This is a genomic window from Oceanobacillus sp. FSL K6-2867 (assembly GCF_037963145.1).
Taxonomy (GTDB): Bacteria; Bacillota; Bacilli; order Bacillales; family Amphibacillaceae; genus Oceanobacillus.
Genome location: NZ_CP150144.1, coordinates 3,754,156 through 3,771,896 on the forward strand (window position 1 = coordinate 3,754,156; position 17,741 = coordinate 3,771,896).

16 protein-coding genes are annotated in these 17,741 nt (G+C 32.8%); all 16 read left to right on the forward strand.

What is annotated here, in order from left to right; all coding sequences use genetic code 11:
• Nucleotides 1–19 precede the first annotated feature (19 nt).
• The 16 genes from NSQ77_RS18105 to pseI all read left to right on the forward strand — a co-directional run bounded on the left by NSQ77_RS18105 (nucleotide 20) and on the right by pseI (nucleotide 17,449).
• A complete protein-coding gene (locus NSQ77_RS18105; protein WP_339227467.1) occupies nucleotides 20–1,570 on the forward strand; it encodes a hypothetical protein in 1,551 nt (516 codons plus the stop codon).
• Between the two features lie 70 nt (nucleotides 1,571–1,640).
• Nucleotides 1,641–3,095 (forward strand): CDP-glycerol glycerophosphotransferase family protein, encoded by a 1,455-nt coding sequence (locus NSQ77_RS18110; RefSeq protein ID WP_339227468.1) that lies wholly within the window; start codon nucleotides 1,641–1,643, stop codon nucleotides 3,093–3,095.
• 285 nt (nucleotides 3,096–3,380) lie between these two features.
• Nucleotides 3,381–3,968, forward strand: a complete 588-nt coding sequence (locus NSQ77_RS18115; protein ID WP_339227469.1) for a class I SAM-dependent methyltransferase — start codon at nucleotides 3,381–3,383, stop codon at nucleotides 3,966–3,968.
• Between the two features lie 103 nt (nucleotides 3,969–4,071).
• On the forward strand, nucleotides 4,072–5,499 hold the full coding sequence (locus tag NSQ77_RS18120; RefSeq protein ID WP_339227470.1) for a CDP-glycerol glycerophosphotransferase family protein: 1,428 nt from the start codon (nucleotides 4,072–4,074) through the stop codon (nucleotides 5,497–5,499).
• Between the two features lie 114 nt (nucleotides 5,500–5,613).
• Complete coding sequence (locus tag NSQ77_RS18125; protein WP_339227471.1) at nucleotides 5,614–6,204, forward strand: class I SAM-dependent methyltransferase; 591 nt, start codon at nucleotides 5,614–5,616, stop codon at nucleotides 6,202–6,204.
• Between the two features lie 234 nt (nucleotides 6,205–6,438).
• Nucleotides 6,439–7,950 carry a hypothetical protein gene (locus NSQ77_RS18130; RefSeq protein ID WP_339227472.1) on the forward strand — a complete coding sequence of 504 codons (1,512 nt, stop codon included), beginning with the start codon at nucleotides 6,439–6,441 and terminating at the stop codon, nucleotides 7,948–7,950.
• A 160-nt stretch (nucleotides 7,951–8,110) separates the two neighbouring features.
• The gene (locus NSQ77_RS18135) at nucleotides 8,111–8,974 is read left to right on the forward strand and encodes an aldo/keto reductase (protein WP_339231083.1); all 864 of its coding nucleotides are present in this window, start codon (nucleotides 8,111–8,113) and stop codon (nucleotides 8,972–8,974) included.
• 4 nt (nucleotides 8,975–8,978) lie between these two features.
• Nucleotides 8,979–9,866 carry a Gfo/Idh/MocA family oxidoreductase gene (locus tag NSQ77_RS18140; protein ID WP_339227473.1) on the forward strand — a complete coding sequence of 296 codons (888 nt, stop codon included), beginning with the start codon at nucleotides 8,979–8,981 and terminating at the stop codon, nucleotides 9,864–9,866.
• A gap of 87 nt (nucleotides 9,867–9,953) precedes the next feature.
• Entirely contained in the window at nucleotides 9,954–10,652 is a 699-nt protein-coding gene (locus NSQ77_RS18145) for an acylneuraminate cytidylyltransferase family protein (protein ID WP_339227474.1), read from the forward strand.
• 75 nt (nucleotides 10,653–10,727) lie between these two features.
• The gene (locus tag NSQ77_RS18150; RefSeq protein ID WP_339227475.1) at nucleotides 10,728–11,660 is read left to right on the forward strand and encodes a Gfo/Idh/MocA family oxidoreductase; all 933 of its coding nucleotides are present in this window, start codon (nucleotides 10,728–10,730) and stop codon (nucleotides 11,658–11,660) included.
• Nucleotides 11,661–11,850: 190 nt separating this feature from the next.
• Nucleotides 11,851–12,795, forward strand: coding sequence for a GDP-mannose 4,6-dehydratase (locus tag NSQ77_RS18155; RefSeq protein ID WP_339227476.1), 945 nt, complete (start codon nucleotides 11,851–11,853; stop codon nucleotides 12,793–12,795).
• 15 nt (nucleotides 12,796–12,810) lie between these two features.
• Entirely contained in the window at nucleotides 12,811–14,019 is a 1,209-nt protein-coding gene (gene pseC, locus NSQ77_RS18160) for a UDP-4-amino-4,6-dideoxy-N-acetyl-beta-L-altrosamine transaminase (protein ID WP_339227477.1), read from the forward strand.
• A 4-nt stretch (nucleotides 14,020–14,023) separates the two neighbouring features.
• Complete coding sequence (locus NSQ77_RS18165) at nucleotides 14,024–14,755, forward strand: glycosyltransferase family protein (protein ID WP_339227478.1); 732 nt, start codon at nucleotides 14,024–14,026, stop codon at nucleotides 14,753–14,755.
• A 12-nt stretch (nucleotides 14,756–14,767) separates the two neighbouring features.
• On the forward strand, nucleotides 14,768–15,853 hold the full coding sequence (gene pseG, locus NSQ77_RS18170) for a UDP-2,4-diacetamido-2,4,6-trideoxy-beta-L-altropyranose hydrolase (RefSeq protein WP_339227479.1): 1,086 nt from the start codon (nucleotides 14,768–14,770) through the stop codon (nucleotides 15,851–15,853).
• Nucleotides 15,846–16,403: a UDP-4-amino-4,6-dideoxy-N-acetyl-beta-L-altrosamine N-acetyltransferase gene (pseH, locus tag NSQ77_RS18175; protein WP_339227480.1), complete on the forward strand. Its 558-nt coding sequence runs from the start codon at nucleotides 15,846–15,848 to the stop codon at nucleotides 16,401–16,403. The genes pseG and pseH overlap by 8 nt, the downstream gene beginning before the upstream one ends.
• On the forward strand, nucleotides 16,400–17,449 hold the full coding sequence (gene pseI / locus NSQ77_RS18180; protein WP_339227481.1) for a pseudaminic acid synthase: 1,050 nt from the start codon (nucleotides 16,400–16,402) through the stop codon (nucleotides 17,447–17,449). Before pseH ends, pseI begins: the two co-directional genes overlap by 4 nt.
• The last annotated feature ends 292 nt before the right edge of the window (nucleotides 17,450–17,741 follow it).

Genomic DNA, 17,741 nt, shown 5'->3' on the forward strand with positions numbered 1-17,741 from the left:
AAGGAGGTTAGGTGTTTCTATGGATACTTTTGTAAGAAATTATTGGTCTTTATACCTTGATTATCTAAGAGATTTTGAAAAGCTGAATTATAAAGGATTTTCATTACCGTATTTATGTCATTTGCCTAGCTTTATTATAAACAGAGAGCCAATTTGGGGAGAACTGCATGATGTTAAGTTTGCTAAAAAGTTAAAAAATCACATTAAAAATCAAAGTGAATTCCAAGAGGCATTTAATAAGTTTGTTCTCTCACATAAGAAAAAAGCTGCAGTTAAAAATAAGCAAGGAAAAGTAGTAATACATGTTGACAAATTGCTCCGTTTTCCACCAGAAACAGTTACCGATTATTTTGATCCTTCGAATACAATTCAATTATTTACAGCAGGAAAAAGTAAGGGGAAAAAGGCTAAGCCTCCAATCGTTAGCAAGACTGAAGGAAATAAAACTGGACCAACTAAAACTAAGAAGAAGAAAAAGGCCGTATCTCTATCAAACACCATTATTATAAAAAAAGAAAATGTAAAGAGGAAGTATGTTGGAAGACCAAACAAAATAATGAATAAGTTACCTATTTATTACTTTAATAATTACGCAAAGAATACAGATAAAGAAGTCTCACGGGTTCAAAATCAGGCAAAAGCTATGTTTAAAGCTTATAAAGGTCACCACCTCTACAAGAATAATCAATTTCAAGAATGGTTGCTAAATAATATAGCCTCAGTTATTAATCAGATTGATATGTCAATAAATTTTCTAGATGCTGTTTCGGTCTCTTGTATAGTAGTATCAACAACGCATAGTTATAAAAGTCGGATATTAGCTCTAGTTGCAGCAAGAAAAGGAATACCTACTATTTGTATGCAGCATGGAATTATTTCAAGTGGACTTGGTTATATACCGAAAATTGCTACAGTCGATGCTGTATATGGTAACTTTGAAAAAGACTGGTTTAACAAAATAGGCGCTCCTGATAACTCAATTGAAATTATTGGTCACCCCAGATTTGATCAGGTATATAAACGTTCTGTTATTACTCGGGATAAGTTCAATCGAACACTAGGATTAAATCCAAATAGACAAACATTAATGATTGTAGTCAGGGGAGACAAAGATAATAACAGTTGGCGATCATTAATTAAAACAATTTCCAAAAAAGTTAATCTTAATATTGTAATTAAGAACTATCCAAGTAAAAAACCTCATGCTTTAACAAAAGAATTCCCATTCGTTTATTCAACGCAAGGTTACAATATTTATGACATATTTCCAAATGTTGATGCTGTAGTTGCTTATTCTTCTACGGTAGGTTTGGAAGCAATGTTAGCAAAGAAACCAGTATTTATTTTGGAGGAGACCTTCGTGGGTTATACAGGATATTATACAGCTCTTGGCAATCTGGTTCAGTCTGATGCACGAAAATTGGGAGAAGAAATAAAGAAATATTTTACAGATCCTCAGTCAAGAAGCTACGCAGAGAATAAAAGAAAAAGGTTCTTGCGATACGCATACCCGAGTTCCACTAAGTCAGGGGAAAGGTTGAAAAACTTGATTAAAAGGCTGACAAGTTAAAAAAAGACCTATACTTTCAATATCTAACTTGGTGACTTCCAACAGTCTAGGAATATAAAGGAGTAATCAAATGAATACAACTTCACGTAATTATTGGTCATTGTATGTAGAGTTTTTAGAGGTCTTTAAAGATTTAAATTATAAAGGGTTCTCTATTCCCTACTTATGTCATTTTCGTAGTCTGAACCATGAAAACAAATATATTTGGGACCATTTATCATCAGAGGAATTTATAAAATCTTTATCGCATGAAGTCAGAGACCAAAAAACATTGCAGCAAATTTTCAATACGTATAAACAATCGCATATAAACCGAAAAACAAGTAAACTATTCAATAAGGCAAGTCATACAAATGGAAAAGTAGTTTTATATGATGCCTATAATTTGATACGCTTTCCGAAAGAAATAATAACTAAACATTTCTCTCCTACATCCACTATTTTTCTTCAAGATTATAAGCTTAACGAAAAACCAAAAGTAATTAAAGGTATTCCTGTAGAAGGGATTCCCTCTCATTATTTAGAGGAATACAGTGCTAATGTAAGTTCAAATATCCAAATATTAAAAGATAAAGCGGATAAAATTATATCAACTTATACCGGTCACCCAATGTTTAACAATGAAACATTCAAAAAATATTTTTATATGCAAATAGAAGGAATAGTCAACCGTATTGAGGAAGCCAATAGATATTTTAGAAAGAATCCAGTCTCTTGCATTATTTTTTCTTCAACACATTATTACCAATGCAGGACAATTGCCATGGTCGCGGCGGAATTAGGGATTCCTACCATATGTATGCAGCATGGTATTATTGGAGATGAACGAGGTTACATGCCTAAGATAGCAGATGTTGATGCTGTTTATTCAAATTTTGAAATCAACTGGTTTAAACAATTAGATATATCAGATCAAGCTTTAGAAGTAATTGGACATCCGAGATTTGATACTATCCACCAGGATCCTTCTGTTTCTAAGAATGAGTTAGAGAAACAATTAGCATTAAAGGAAAATAAGAAAACGATACTAATAATTGTCAGGGGCAAAATTCAAATTGAAAAATGGGAAAAACTTATTAAAATACTTGATAAGACCGGGGATTACAATATTGTCATTAAAGATTATCCGTACTTGACACACCAACTCACTGCCATATCGCCTAACTTGTATCCATCTAAACACTTTCAATTATATGATTTAATTCATCATAGTGATTTAGTCGTCTCTTATATTTCTACTGTAGGTTTGGAGGCTATGATTGCTAAAAAGCCAGTTTTTGTTTTGTCCACTCCTTTTCCCACGTATACCGGTTATTTCGACTCTTTAGGTGAATTAGTACAATCAGACCCTTTAATAATCTCAAAAATGATCAACAATTATTTCATAGATGAAAAATTTAAAGAGCTAGTTGAAGAGAAACGGGAAGCATTTTTATCACAAGCATATCCTGCAGCAAAACCTTCTGGAGATAGGCTGGTTGACTTAGTTAATCGGCTGGCAAAATCCATCAGGGACAGCCACTAGCAAACTGAAGGCATTAATTCACAGACTTACAATATAAATGATCATTCAGCTCTCCATATCTTTAGGGATAGAGGGCTTTTTTTGAAGAGAAAAGACTTTCTCTAACTTTTTATAAGAAAACTTTAAACATGACTAACAAGATCATTTAATTATTCCATAAAACTAATAAAATGTGGATAGATAAGGCGATCATTTTTAGGTTGTTACCCTCTATCATATGCCAATACGCTTTCTTTATTGTTACATATTATATTGTATCCTGTATAAAAAAGTGGAGGTATTAACGTGACAGAATCAAAACTTAACGAAATTCATGATCATTGGGTTAAAAACAGTACTCCGATGAGATATGCAAATAAATTGGAGAGAAGCGAGTTTTTATTGAAATATGTAGAAAAGTATGTTGAGAAAAAAGGAAAGGTTCTTGAGGTTGGCTGTAATGTTGGTCGTAATCTGAATCATCTCTATGAGCATGGCTATAAAGGAATGACTGGAATTGAAATTAGTCAAGAAGCGGCTATTAGTCTTCAGAAAACGTATCCAAAACTTGCGGAAGATGCGGTAATTATTAATTCTCCAGTTGAGGACGTAATTAAAAAATTCCTTCCTAATTCTTTTAACTTAGTCTTTTCAATGGCAGTTTTTGAACATATCCACCCAGACAGTGAGTGGGTTTTTGAAGAAATAGCAAGAATTACAGGATCTTATTTAATAACAGTAGAAGCAGAAGAAACTTCACGTTGGCACATTTTCGCAAGAAACTACAAGACCATTTTTGAAAACTTTGGTTTTAAGCAGGTAACGGAAAGTAATTGCAAAGAAGCTGGTTTAGGACTATATACGCTTCGTGTATTTAAAAAAGTAGGAAATTAACTTTTCTTAACCCCCTATAGGGGGTACTTAATGAGCAACATAATTGCTGTTAGATTATAGTTGTGGGGTGCCATTGAAGAATCTATTGATATAGGAGGATACTATGAATACGTACGTAAAAAATTACTGGTCATTGTACCTTGATTTTCTTTACGACTTTCAAAAGTTGAACTATAAAGGATTTTCCTTATCATTTATATGTCATTTTCCTAGTTTAATTAGAAAAAACACAGAACTTTGGAAGGGTTTATATGATGAAAAATTCTCAGACCAATTAAAAAACGAGGTGAGAGATCAAAAGGAAATTCAAGAGGTATTTAATAACTATATTCTGTCTCATAAGAAAAAACAATTAGTTAAAGTGAAACAAGGAAAAGTAGTAGTGAATTATGATACAATACTTCGGTTTCCAGAAAAGACGTTCAATGATTATTTTGATCGCTCAAAAACAATGATTGTAATGGCGGGTAGTAAAAACAATAAAAAAAGATCTGGTAGTGTTTATGTAAATAGTACGCTATTTAATCTTCCAGTCAACTATTTAAGCAACTATAAAATAGATACAAAAAAAGATATAGTCAGGCTGCAAAATCAGGCAAAATCCATGTTCAAATCCTATAAAAATCACCATCTCTATAAGGATGGAAATTTCCAAACTTTATTTTTAAAAAAAATAGCTGAAATAGTAAATTGTATCGAACAATCCATTCATTTTTATGATGAAGTTCTTGTCTCTTGTTTACTTGTAGCTAGTACTCATAGTTATATAAGCCGTATTTTATTGTTAGTTGCTGCGGAAAGGGGCATACCTTCTATTTGTATACAGCATGGAATTCTTGCAAATGAATTCGGTTTTATACCTAAAATTGCTACAGTTGATGCTGTATATGGCAATTATGAGATGGGTTGGTATAAGCGATTGGGTGTCTCGAAAAAGTCTATTGCCATAACTGGTCATCCAAGATTTGATCAGGCATTTCAGCCTTCTACAGTAAAAAGGTCTAGGCTTTATAAACAATTAGGGCTTGATAAAAACAAAAAAACAATAATGATCGTCGTTAGGGGGAATCGAGATATTGCCAAATGGAGAATCTTAATTAATACAATATCTAAGAGAATAAATTTAAATATAGTTATTAAAGACTATCCTATTAAAACTCCTCACGATCTGACAAAAGAGTTTCCATTTGTCCATTCATCACAAGATTATAATTTATATGACATCCTCCCAAATGTTGACGTTATCGTTTCTTATCCATCTACAGTATGCTTAGAAGCCATGCTTGTAAACAAACCTTTATTTGTATTGAATAAGAAGTTACCGAGTTATACAGGTTATTATGATAGTTTAGATGAAATAGTTCAAAAGGATCCAAAACAATTAGGCGAATTGATAGTAAGATTTTTTAATGATTCTAATTGGAGAGCTTACGTCCATGAGAAAAGGGAAAAATTCCTTCAGAATGCTTATCCCGATTCCAGTATGTCGGGAGAACGATTGAAAAAGTTAATTAATAGCCTTACAAGATAGTACCTATCTAAAAAAGGCTGGATGGAGTTTATGCTTTTCATTATTTCAGACGAAGTGAACAACACATTTTTTCTGATAATATCTTTTAATCTCAATAATAGGAGGAAGAAAAATATGAGTAATGATAGTGAAAAAACGCTTAAAGAAATCCATGATTACTGGAAAAGCCATAGTTCACCAGACTATTACATGGATAAAATTGACCGAAGCGAGTTTTTAATCAATTATATAAATAAGTATATCGAGCAGAACGGAAAAATACTTGAAATTGGATGTAATGTAGGAAGAAATTTAAATTATCTTTATAAAAACAACTTTAATAACTTGACAGGAATTGAGATAAGTGAAGAAGCAATTCGTTCACTAAAAAAAACATACCCGTTATTAGCCAAAAACACTAACATTATCCATTCACCTGTTGAAGATATAATTAAAGAACTGCCTACTAAACATTTTGAACTTGTCTTTACTATGGCTGTGCTGGAACATATTCATCCGGAAAGTGAATGGGTATTTGAAGACATCGCAAGGATTACTGGGGGCTATTTAATTACTATCGAAGCTGAAAAAGCAAAAAACTGGCGGATTTTCCCAAGAGAATATAAAGAAATTTTTGAGAGGTTTGGTTTAAAACAGTTAGAAGAAACTCGCTGTGATTCAATAGCTGATTTGAGGGCGTATACTCTAAGAGTCTTTAAAAAGTGATCTGCCTTAAAGGGAAGTTCAAATTATAAAAAATAAGTAAACGTATTCCTTCATTATATGCAAAATAATTATGAACCTCACGGAAAAACAGAAGCGGCTATAGTCTATACTAATTTTGCTGACTCAGATTCAAGCATATTAGGTAGCACTTATAGAAGATAATTAGTAGTAGACTATAAGCTTTTATGGGAAAAAATGTTTGAAGAATACAAATTAAGGAGGTTAAGAATCCTTATGAATACTTTTGTGAAAAATTACTGGTCGTTATACGTGGATTTTCTGGAGGATTTTGAGAAACTGAATTATAAAGGTTTTTCATTATCGTATTTATTTTGTCACTTTTACAGTGTCGTTATAAACAATAATATACTATTGAATCAACTATATGATGAAAATATTGGCAGGCTGCTAAAAAATCAAGTTAAAGATCGAAAAGAAGTACAGGTGAAATTCAATACATTTATTCAATTACACACCAAGAATCCGTCTAAAGAAAAGAAACAAGGAAAAGTAGTCATTCATGTAGATAAACTTCTCCGATTTCCTAATAAAACCTTTACAGCTTACTTTAACCCCTCAAATACAATCATACTAAACTCTGGAAAGAATTCTAAAAACAAACTTAAAAAAAATTCAGCTACTACAATTTATGGGATAAATAATATTCCTATCGAATATCTTCAACATTATGCAGTGGATAATGGGAAAGCAGTAAAAAAGGCGCAAAACCAAGCGCGTGGTCTTTGCAAGGGCTATAAAAAACATCTACTATATAACGATGAACAATTTCAAAATATGTTTTTAATACAAATATCTCACATAATAAATTGTATTGAAGAGATAACTAATTTCCTGGATAGAGTATCGGTTTCGTGCATAGTTGTTTCGACTACTCATAGTTATATAAATCGTATTCTCGCTTTAGTTGCTGCAAAAAAAGGTATTCCAACTGTTTGTATACAGCATGGAATCATAGCAAATGAATTTGGTTATTTGCCAAAGGTTGCAACAATTGATGCTGTTTATGGAGATTTTGAAGTAGACTGGTATAAAAAAAAGGGAGTTCCTGTGGAGTCGCTTGAAGTCACTGGTCATCCTAGATTTGATGAGTTATTTAATAGAAGCACAATATCTCGGATTAAATTTAACCAACAATTGAGCTTAGATACTAACAAAAAAACATTAATGGTAACAGTTAGAGAAAATTATGATATGGATAAATGGCGAGTATTAATAAAAACAATCATAAATAAATATGAAATGAATATTGTTATTAAGGACTATCCAGGTAAAGAAACGAATACGTTATTAAAGGAATTTCCATTCGTACATTCTACGAAAAATTATCAACTCTATGACATACTTCCTAATGTTGACGCTGTTGTTACCTACCCGTCTACAGTTGGATTGGAAGCTATGTTGGCAGATAAACCAGTATTTATCTTAGATAATGCAGATACGGCCAATTTGAATAATAGGCATGAAAGATTATCAACTACCAGTTCATTAATTAATAATCCAGGTTATTCCGATTATTATAACGCTCTAAAAGGAATGGTTCATCATAATCCAGAAAAGTTGGGAGAATTAATAGTAAAATATTTTCAGGATACTAAGTGGGAATGTGAAACCAAAAAGAAAAAAGATGAGTTCCTCAATTATGTATATCCAAATTTTTCATTGTCTGGGAAACGATTAAAGAAATTAATAGATAGACTGACAAGCCAATACCCGAAATATCGTTAAAAAAATATTTATTTTTTCTATTTCCAGCGTGAAATGAGTATATGTCGATGATGCTTATACCTTGCTGTTATATGATTTTTGGACTAGGGAATCACTTATTAGTTCATTTGTTGTTTTGATGAGGTGATTTAAAATAATAAATAGCATTTCAAACATTATTATAGGTACGGCACAATTCGGAATGGATTACGGTGTAACGAATCAGAGAGGGCGTATTCCTAAAACTGAAATACGGGAAATATTAAGATACTGTTATAAAAACTATATTCACACAATTGATACAGCCGCTAATTATGGAAATAGTGAAGAAATATTAGGGGAATTGATATCAAATCGTCAATTCAATATTTATTCAAAGATACCTCACTTAAATGTTAGCATATTTGATAATAAAGAATTAAATGCCGTTGAAAAAACGTTTTTTAGATCATTAAATAAATTAAAAGTAAATCAGATGGAAGGGATTTTTGTTCACAATGCTGATAATTTATTAGCTCAAAACAGTGATAAATTATTTCATTTAATAATGAAGTGGAAACATACGGGTTTAATAAAAAAAGTAGGAGTTTCTATTTATGATGAAATCCAATTGAATTCAATATTAGATCATTATGATATTGATATTTTTCAAATACCAATAAATATTTATGATCAAAGATTAATACATTCAGATATACTGGATGAAATAAAAAAAAGAAATATAGAAATACATGCAAGGTCCATATTCTTACAAGGTTTATTACTGACAGATCCTAAGAAATTACCTAAGAAATTTAAATCTTTGATTCCAATCCATTACAAATTAGAATCTCTTTTTCTTCGTCATGAACTAACAAAGCTTGAAGGAGCGTTACAATTTATATTGCAAATTAAACAAATTGATTGCATGCTGGTCGGTATTAATAACCTTCATCATATAATGGAAATTGTTCAATCACTCAAAAAACTAAAAAAGGAAACTTATATTGATTTCAAGGATTTTCAAATCAATAATGTTACCTTAATTGATCCAAGGAGGTGGTAATTTGATGTTAAAGTTTGGTCTTCTAGGTATGAGTGAGGGGAATGGTCACCCTTATTCCTGGTCAGCTATTTTTAATGGTTATAACCCCAACTATATGAAAAATTGCCCCTTTCCTGGGATACATGATTATTTGAGTGAAAAAAAATTTCCAGACGATGCAATTAAGGAGGCTGCTGTTACTCATATATGGACACAGGAAATGGAGATATCAAACCATATCGCTAAGGCTTCCAATATCAAAAATATAGTAAAAAGCCCTGAGGAAATGATTGGTAAAGTAGATGCAGTGTTATTAGCACGTGATGATCATGAGAATCATTTCAGACATAGCGAAGCATTCATAAAAGGTGGAGTACCCATTTATATTGATAAACCCATTGCTGCTAATCGATGCAAGGCAGTAAGGATATTAAATAGTGAGTTAAGTCAAGGTCAAATATTCACATGCTCACCTTTAAAATATGCTAAAGAATTTTCAGTGGGAGAAAGAGAAATTGAAACACTGGGTGAAATAAAAAGTATTCATGCGATAGTTATGAAATCTTGGGATAAATATTCCATACATGTACTTGATCCGATACTAAATATTATCGGTTTTGATCAAACAATAAAATCGGTAAGGACAACGAAAGCAAATGGTACGGTAAATGTAGTCTATCTAACAAATAAAAATATTTTAATAAACATTACCGTTATAGAAGCAGCAACCTATTTACCTTTTAAGATAACCATTTTAGGTACAAATAATTTATTAGAATTAGAAATGAAAGATACATTTGATGCTTTTAAATCATCATTGCAAAAGTTTATTAATATTATAAAAAAAAGGGAGCCTCCAATTACACACAAAGAAATATTAAAAACCGTAGAATTTATTGAGATGGGAATATGATAAAAACTAATACCAAAACAAAAAAGAGAATGAAATTGAAATAGTTGTTAAGAAATGTAGATGTATTATGAAAAAAAGGGGGATATGGTGATTAAAAATATTTGCATTATTCCTGCTAGGGGCGGATCGAAGAGAATTCCAAACAAAAATATTATCAATTTAAATGGAAAACCAATGATTGCATATACCATTGAAGCAGCAATAGCTTCTAAATTGTTTGAACGAATTATTGTAAGTACAGACAACAAGAGAATAGCAAAAATCTCAAAGCAGTATGGTGCAGAAGTACCTTTTTTACGCGAAGCATATAGTGATGATTATTCTCCAGTAAGTATGGCAACCTTAAATACATTAAAGCAAGCAAAGAAATACTATAACGAAAAATATGACAATGTAATTCAGTTATTTGCAACTTGTCCTCTAAGGAACAGTGATCATATAATAAGCGCTTATAAAAATTTTAAAGATAAAGGCAATACATTTCAAATAAGTGCTTTTAAGTTAGGTTGGATGAATCCTTGGTGGGCAATAAAGATTAATGAAAATGGCGAGCCAGAACAATTGTTTGTAAAAGAATTAAAGTCCAGATCACAGGACCTTCCTGACTTATATTCTCCAACAGGAGCAGTTTGGATAGCTAATGCAGAAGCCTTTGAGAAAGAAAAAACCTTCTATGGTAAAGATTATAGGTTATATGAATTAAATTGGATGAATGCAGTAGATGTAGATGATAATGATGATTTAAACATGGTTAAAGTCATATTGGGTTTTAATGAAGAGAGATAATTAGAAGAATCTATTTTGTGTTTGAGCTGTGTAATAAAATCAATTATCGAAAATTTAACGGATTGGGGGAGGAACATGAAAATATGCTTCTTTGGTTTAGGATCAATTGGAAAAAGACATCTCATTAACGTATCAAAAGTTGCTAATAAAATGGGTTTGGAACTGGAGATACACGCTTTTAGAAGCACGAATAGGAATTTAGATAGTAGTATAAATTCACTCCTAACCAAAGAATTTTATTCAGTAAAAGAATTACAGGATGATTATGATATAACTTTTGTTACAAATCCAACACACCTTCATTTTAATACGATTAAATTTATGGTAAACAAATCAAAACACATGTTTATAGAAAAACCAATTTTCGAAAGTCGCAATTATGATTTAAGTGAATTGGAATTGAATGAAAATAATATATATCATGTAGCTACTCCGCTACGCTTTACCAATATTATAAAGAACCTAAAAAAAATTCTGGTTCATGAAGATATCTATAGTGTAAGAGTTATTAGCTCTAGTTTTTTACCATATTGGCGTCCAGGGGTTGACTATAGGCATGTTTATAGTGCCAAGAAATCGGAAGGTGGTGGAGTTTCTGCAGATTTAATTCATGAATGGGATTACATTACTCACTTGTTTGGTTTTCCTGAGAAAGTATACAATTTAAATGGAAAGTACTCCCACCTAGAGATAGACAGTGATGATTTATCCATATATATTGCTCAATATAAAGATAAGTTATTGGAATTACACTTGGATTATTTTGGTAAGGAAAATAAGCGTGAAATTGAGATTTTTACAAAAGAGAGTAAAATAATTGGTGATTTTGTTAGAGACTCCATTCGATTTTCTGATGAAAGGAACGATTTAGAATTTGACGAATTGGATTCAGATATGTATCTAGAGGAAATGGAATACTTTTTGAGAAATGTAATGCATAACTATAAACAAGGCAATAATATTCAGCATGCTTATCAAACATTAAAAATCGCGGTAGGTGGGAATTGATTTTGTTGAGCGACTATTTATCTTAAGAAATTCGATAACATAAGAATATCTTGACGCGCTTTTACCAATGACTAGATCTAGAAAATGGGTTTAAGGCTAGTTTTATATTTCATTATTATTATATGTATTTTATTCCCTTTAAATATTATAAAATATCAGATTTTAGTAAATTTTGGAAAGGATGATACTTTTGAAAATCCTCGTAACTGGCGGTGCAGGATTTATCGGAAGATGGGTAGTCGACCGACTATTAAAAGATGGTCACCAAGTATGGGTCTTGGATGACCTTTCAAATGGAAGATTAGAAAATATAAAGGATATAAGAGACCATAAGAATTTTATGGAGTTTGTTAATGGTGATATAAAAGATATCCGTGTTCTCAATCATTTGTTTATCAATAAGTTTGATATATGTTATCACTTAGCTGCGAGCATAAATGTGCAGGATAGTATTGATAATCCACGAACTACTTTCAATAATGATGTAATTGGTACGTTCAATATTTTGGAGCAATGTAAAAAAAATAATATAAAGGTTGTATTTATGAGTACTTGTATGGTGTATGAACGTGCTTGGAGTGAAGAGGGAATTAATGAAACGAATGCGGTTAAACCCGCTTCACCATATGCTGGATCGAAACTAGCTGCAGAAAACATGGTGTTGTCTTATTATTATGCCTACGATCTTCCTGTAACAATTATTCGTCCATTCAATACGTATGGACCATATCAAAAAACGGGAGGAGAAGGCGGAGTGGTCGCTATATTTTTAAAAAACAAGTTAGCTGGTAAGCCATTACAGATATATGGTGATGGAAAACAAACCCGCGACTTGCTGTATGTAGAAGACTGTGCACGCTTTGTTGTTGAAGCTGGTTATTCTAACAAAGTAGATGGCGAAATTGTTAATGCAGGGCTTGGTAAAGATGTCAGTATAAATGCTTTAGCAAAGTTAATCGTTGAGAATGAAGATCAAATTGATCATATTACGCATATCCATCCACAGAGCGAAATACCCAAGCTGTTGTGTAATTACAGTAAAGCTGAGAAACTATTGAACTGGGAACCAAAATATAGTTTGGAAGAAGGAATTAAAAAGACAGAAGAATGGATTAAAACAACGAATCTAATCTAAGGAAAGGAGTAAATGATGAATAAAAAAGAAAAACTAGCACTTAATGGCGGCTTCCCGATAAGAGATTCCTATTTGTCGTATGGCAAGCAGAGTATTGATGATGAAGATATCAAAGCTGTCACTAATATATTAAAAAGTGATTTTATTACAACTGGGCCAGCCATCTCTCAATTTGAAAAAGAGATTGCGGAATTTGTAGGAGCAAAATACGCTGTTGCATTCTCCAGCGGTACTGCAGCATTACATGCTGCATGCTTTGCAGCTGGTATTAAAGAAAATAATGAAGTGATAACTACCCCTATGACCTTTGCAGCAAGCTCTAATTGTATTTTATATGTTGGAGGTCAGCCAGTCTTTGCAGATATTGATCCCAAAACCTATAATATATCCCCTGAATCTATTAAATCCCTTATCACGGAAAAAACCAAAGCGATTATTACAGTTGATTTTACTGGTCAACCAGCAGAATATGATGAGATTATCTCGCTGGCAACAAAACACGGACTCATTATCATTGATGATGCTGCGCATGCATTAGGTGCTATCTATAAAGATAAGCCTATCGGTTCTATTGGTGATATGACAATGTTCAGCTTTCACCCTGTAAAACATATTACTACAGGAGAAGGTGGGGTCATAACGACGAACAATGAAGACTACTTTGAAAAGCTACAGCTATTCAGAAGCCATGGTATAACTCGAGATTCTTCAAAGCTAAAAAAATATCACGGTCCTTGGTATTATGAAATGCAAGAACTGGGATATAATTATCGAATGACGGATATTCAAGCAGCATTAGGATCTAGTCAGCTTAAAAAGCTAAGCAATTTTCTAGAAAAAAGAAGAGAGTATGCGAAAAAATATACCGAAGCTTTTTCAGAAATAGAAACACTTATAACACCATATCAGCAAGATGAATGTAATTCCAGCTGGCATTTATATATCATCCAATTAGATACTGCGAGATTGAAAACAAATCGGTCTGAAATATTTAAAGCTTTACAAACGGAAAATATTGGGGTGAATGTTCATTACATTCCAGTATATTTACACCCATTTTATCAGCAGATAGGTTACAAAAAAGGCTTATGCCCTAATGCTGAAAAATTATATGAAGAAATCATTACACTACCACTGTTTCCAGCGATGTCTGAACAAGACCTTAATGACGTAATAGCTGGGGTAAAGAAAGTAATTTCCTATTATTCGATCGACCAGAGGTGAAGAAATGAAGGTAGTAGCAATAATTCAGGCTCGTATGGGATCGACTCGATTACCAGGGAAAGTTCTTAAAAAAGTACTTGGAAGGCCCTTGTTATCGTATCAATTGGAAAGGGTAAAAAGATCAAATAATATAGATGAAATTCTAGTCGCTACAACTGACCAACAGCCAGACGATGCGATTGTGTCTTTCTGTCAGATGACGAAGATACCATATTATACAGGATCAGAGACAGATGTACTAAAAAGGTATTATAAAGCAGCTTGTCATGTAAAGGCAGATATAATTGTCCGCTTAACCTCTGATTGTCCGATTATCGATCCAGCCCAAATAGATAAAGTTATAAAAAGCTATTTATCCCACCAACACCCTTTACAATTTGTCTCCAACACATTAAACCGAACATTGCCAAGAGGTATGGACACAGAAGTATTTTCATTCAACGCTTTAAAGAAAGCTTATGAAAAAGCGGACTCTAAATTGGATAGGGAGCATGTAACAAGATATATGATAAATAATCCTCAAATTTTTAACTTATCCAATGTCTCCAATAGCGAAAATTACAGTCATCACCGGTGGACAGTTGATACGTTAGAGGACTTCATTTTTATAAAAAAGATTATTGAAGCACTATACCCCTATAAACCAGATTTTACAATGGAAGATACACTGCAATTACTTGAAAAATTTCCAGAATGGCAGGCGATTAATACGCATATTCAACAAAAAGAAGATTGAAAGTGTGATTTCATGAATGTCTCTATAAGGACGGATGCATCAGCAGATATCGGGACTGGTCACGTAATGAGGTGTCTGGTCCTAGCAGAGGAATTACGTAAGAAAAACGTAAATGTTAGATTTATTTGTCGGGAGTTATCCGGAAACTTAATCGAATATATAAAAAGTAAGTCATTTAAGGTTGTATCATTGTCTTCTCCTGTGCACTCTAATCCAGAATATAACGATTTGAAGTGGCTGCAATTAAATTGGGAAGCTGATGCATTAGAAACAATCGAAGCAATAAGCAATCAACCTGTTTCAGACTGGTTAATTATTGATCATTATGCTTTTGATAAGCACTGGGAGCTCACGTTAAGACCGATGGTAAAAAAAATAATGGTAATTGATGATCTTGCAAACCGTCCACATGTTTGCGATTTATTGCTAGATCAAAATCTGTATAAAAATCTGGAAAAACGATATGAAAAACTAATTCCAAGTTATACGACAAGGTTATTAGGACCCACATACCTCTTATTAAGACATGAATTTAGGAATATCCAATACGCAACGAAGAAGAAGGATATTGTAAAACGAATATTAGTATCTTTTGGTGGGAGTGATCCTACAAATGAAACAATGAAAGCAATCTCAGCAATTAAGTTAATGAACAGGCCAGATATTACAGTTGATATTGTAATTGGTTTTTCAAATCAAAATTATTCAGCTATTAAGAAGTACTGTAAAGACATTTCGAATATAAGCATCCATTATCAAATTGACTATTTAGCAGAGCTGATGGCAAAAGCAGATTTAGCGATCGGGGCAGGAGGAAGTACGACGTGGGAAAGGTGTTATGCAAGGTTACCTGCTATTACGATAGAAACAGCAGCAAATCAGTCTGAAATTCTCTCCTATTTATCTGAACTTGGCGTGGTATGTCATTTAGGACGTAGCGAAGAAGTAACAGAACAAGATATAGCTAACAGCATAATGAATATAATCAATAATCCAGAAATACGAAAAGAAATGATGACTGCATCGGAATCAGTAATGCAGGATTTTAATGAACGCCTTATTGTTGATCGATTATTGGAGGAGAATCATAATGCTTAATCAGAAAGATTATGAATTGAAGCCTATAAGTGAGCAAGATCTAAAAATTGTTCGTAAATGGCGTAACTCAAAAAAAATTAAATCGTTTATGTACACGGATCATCACATTACTTGGGAGGAACATAGGCGATGGTTCGAAAACTTAAGGAAAGATTCCCAGAAGAAAGTACTGTTGCTGCATCATAAAAAGCAACCACTCGGATTGGTCAATTTTACGGAACTTGATAAGAAAAATGGTCGATGCTACTGGGGCTTTTATATAGGGGAAGAAAGTGCACCCAAAGGGGCTGGGACCATTATGGGGATTTTAGCATTGGATAAAGTTTTTAAAGAAGAAGAGATACACAAGGTTTGTTCAGAAGTAATTCATACAAATAGCGGGAGTTTTCATTATCACAAAAAATTAGGTTTTGAAACAGAAGGCAGGTTTGTCGACCATATTTGGAAGAATAATCAATATTTAGACGTAATTCCAATGGCTTTATTTCATGATAAATGGGAAAAAGTGAGAGTGGGGCTTTTAAATGATCTGAAAGGAGGGACATCGTGAAAGTAATCAAATTAGGTGGAATTGAAGTTGGCAGCAGCAACCCGCCATTTATTATTGCAGAAATGTCCGGGAATCATAATCAGTCTTTAAAACGCGCGTTGGAAATAGTAGAAGCAGCAGCGAAGGCTGGAGCAAACGCGTTAAAAATTCAAACATATAAAGCAGACACTATGACACTTGATGAGTCCAAGGATGACTTCATGATTAATGATCCAGACAGTATTTGGAAAAACAAATCGCTATATAAACTATATCAGGAAGCACATACCCCATGGGAATGGCATCAGCCTATTTTTGAACGCTGTGAACAATTGGGAATGGTAGGTTTTAGCTCACCGTTCGATGAAACAGCTGTTGATTTTTTGGAAACGCTGAATGTCCCATGCTATAAAATTGCTTCATTTGAATGTACCGATTTGCCTTTAATACGAAAGGTAGCTAAAACCAAAAAGCCAATGATAATATCAACGGGAATGTGCTCTGCTGCCGAAATTGAAGAGTCAGTAAATACTGCTAAGGAAGCAGGGTGCAAGGATATTATATTACTCAAATGCACAAGCACATACCCCGCATCACCGGAAAACACCAATATACGTACAATACCTCATATGAAAGAATTATTTCAATGTCAAGTAGGTTTATCCGATCATACCATGGGTAATGGGGTAGCCGTTGCAAGTGTTGTATTGGGTGCAACTATTATTGAGAAGCATTTTACCCTTTCCAGAAAAGACGGTGGAGTAGATGCAAGCTTTTCCCTTGAACCGCTTGAGCTGCAAGCATTGGTTACAGAAACTAAAAGAGCTTGGCAAGCACTTGGAACTGTACATTATGGTTCATCAAAAGCTGAAAAACCCTCAGAAAAATATCGGCGATCTTTATATGTAACGCAAGATATGAAGGCGGGTGAAATATTAACGAAGGATAACCTTAGAGTAATCCGGCCTGGTTATGGGCTTGCCCCAAAATACTATGATCTATTGTTAGGGAAAGCAGTTGTTCGAGATGTAGAAAAAGGAACACCAGTCGGCTGGGATATAATTTAGATACAAATATCGCGTTAAGAAAACACTGGCTTAATAGGAGGAAGGAATTAGCTTGTATTATATTTGATTTTAAAATAACAATCAGCAGTTTTTGATACCATTTTATCAAAAACTGCTTTTTATCTTTACTAATGACAAAAAAATAGTATCGAAAATATCTAGAAAATAGCCTGGTTGCTACCTTCCTCTGATAGAAAGATACTATTAAAATATTCTCTGATTTATAGATTATGATTCTTTTTATTATTCTATTATACATTTTACTGTATTATATCCTATCTATCTCATTTAT

Bases quoted from the DNA above. Each gene is read 5' to 3' on its own strand.
- NSQ77_RS18105 (WP_339227467.1), top strand. From the start codon at position 20: ATGGATACTTTTGTAAGAAATTATTGGTCTTTATACCTTGATTATCTA.
- NSQ77_RS18110 (WP_339227468.1), top strand. From the start codon at position 1,641: ATGAATACAACTTCACGTAATTATTGGTCATTGTATGTAGAGTTTTTA.
- NSQ77_RS18120 (WP_339227470.1), top strand. From the start codon at position 4,072: ATGAATACGTACGTAAAAAATTACTGGTCATTGTACCTTGATTTTCTT.
- NSQ77_RS18125 (WP_339227471.1), top strand. From the start codon at position 5,614: ATGAGTAATGATAGTGAAAAAACGCTTAAAGAAATCCATGATTACTGG.
- NSQ77_RS18130 (WP_339227472.1), top strand. From the start codon at position 6,439: ATGAATACTTTTGTGAAAAATTACTGGTCGTTATACGTGGATTTTCTG.
- NSQ77_RS18140 (WP_339227473.1), top strand. From the start codon at position 8,979: ATGTTAAAGTTTGGTCTTCTAGGTATGAGTGAGGGGAATGGTCACCCT.
- NSQ77_RS18150 (WP_339227475.1), top strand. From the start codon at position 10,728: ATGAAAATATGCTTCTTTGGTTTAGGATCAATTGGAAAAAGACATCTC.
- pseC (WP_339227477.1), top strand. From the start codon at position 12,811: ATGAATAAAAAAGAAAAACTAGCACTTAATGGCGGCTTCCCGATAAGA.
- NSQ77_RS18165 (WP_339227478.1), top strand. From the start codon at position 14,024: ATGAAGGTAGTAGCAATAATTCAGGCTCGTATGGGATCGACTCGATTA.
- pseG (WP_339227479.1), top strand. From the start codon at position 14,768: ATGAATGTCTCTATAAGGACGGATGCATCAGCAGATATCGGGACTGGT.
- pseH (WP_339227480.1), top strand. From the start codon at position 15,846: ATGCTTAATCAGAAAGATTATGAATTGAAGCCTATAAGTGAGCAAGAT.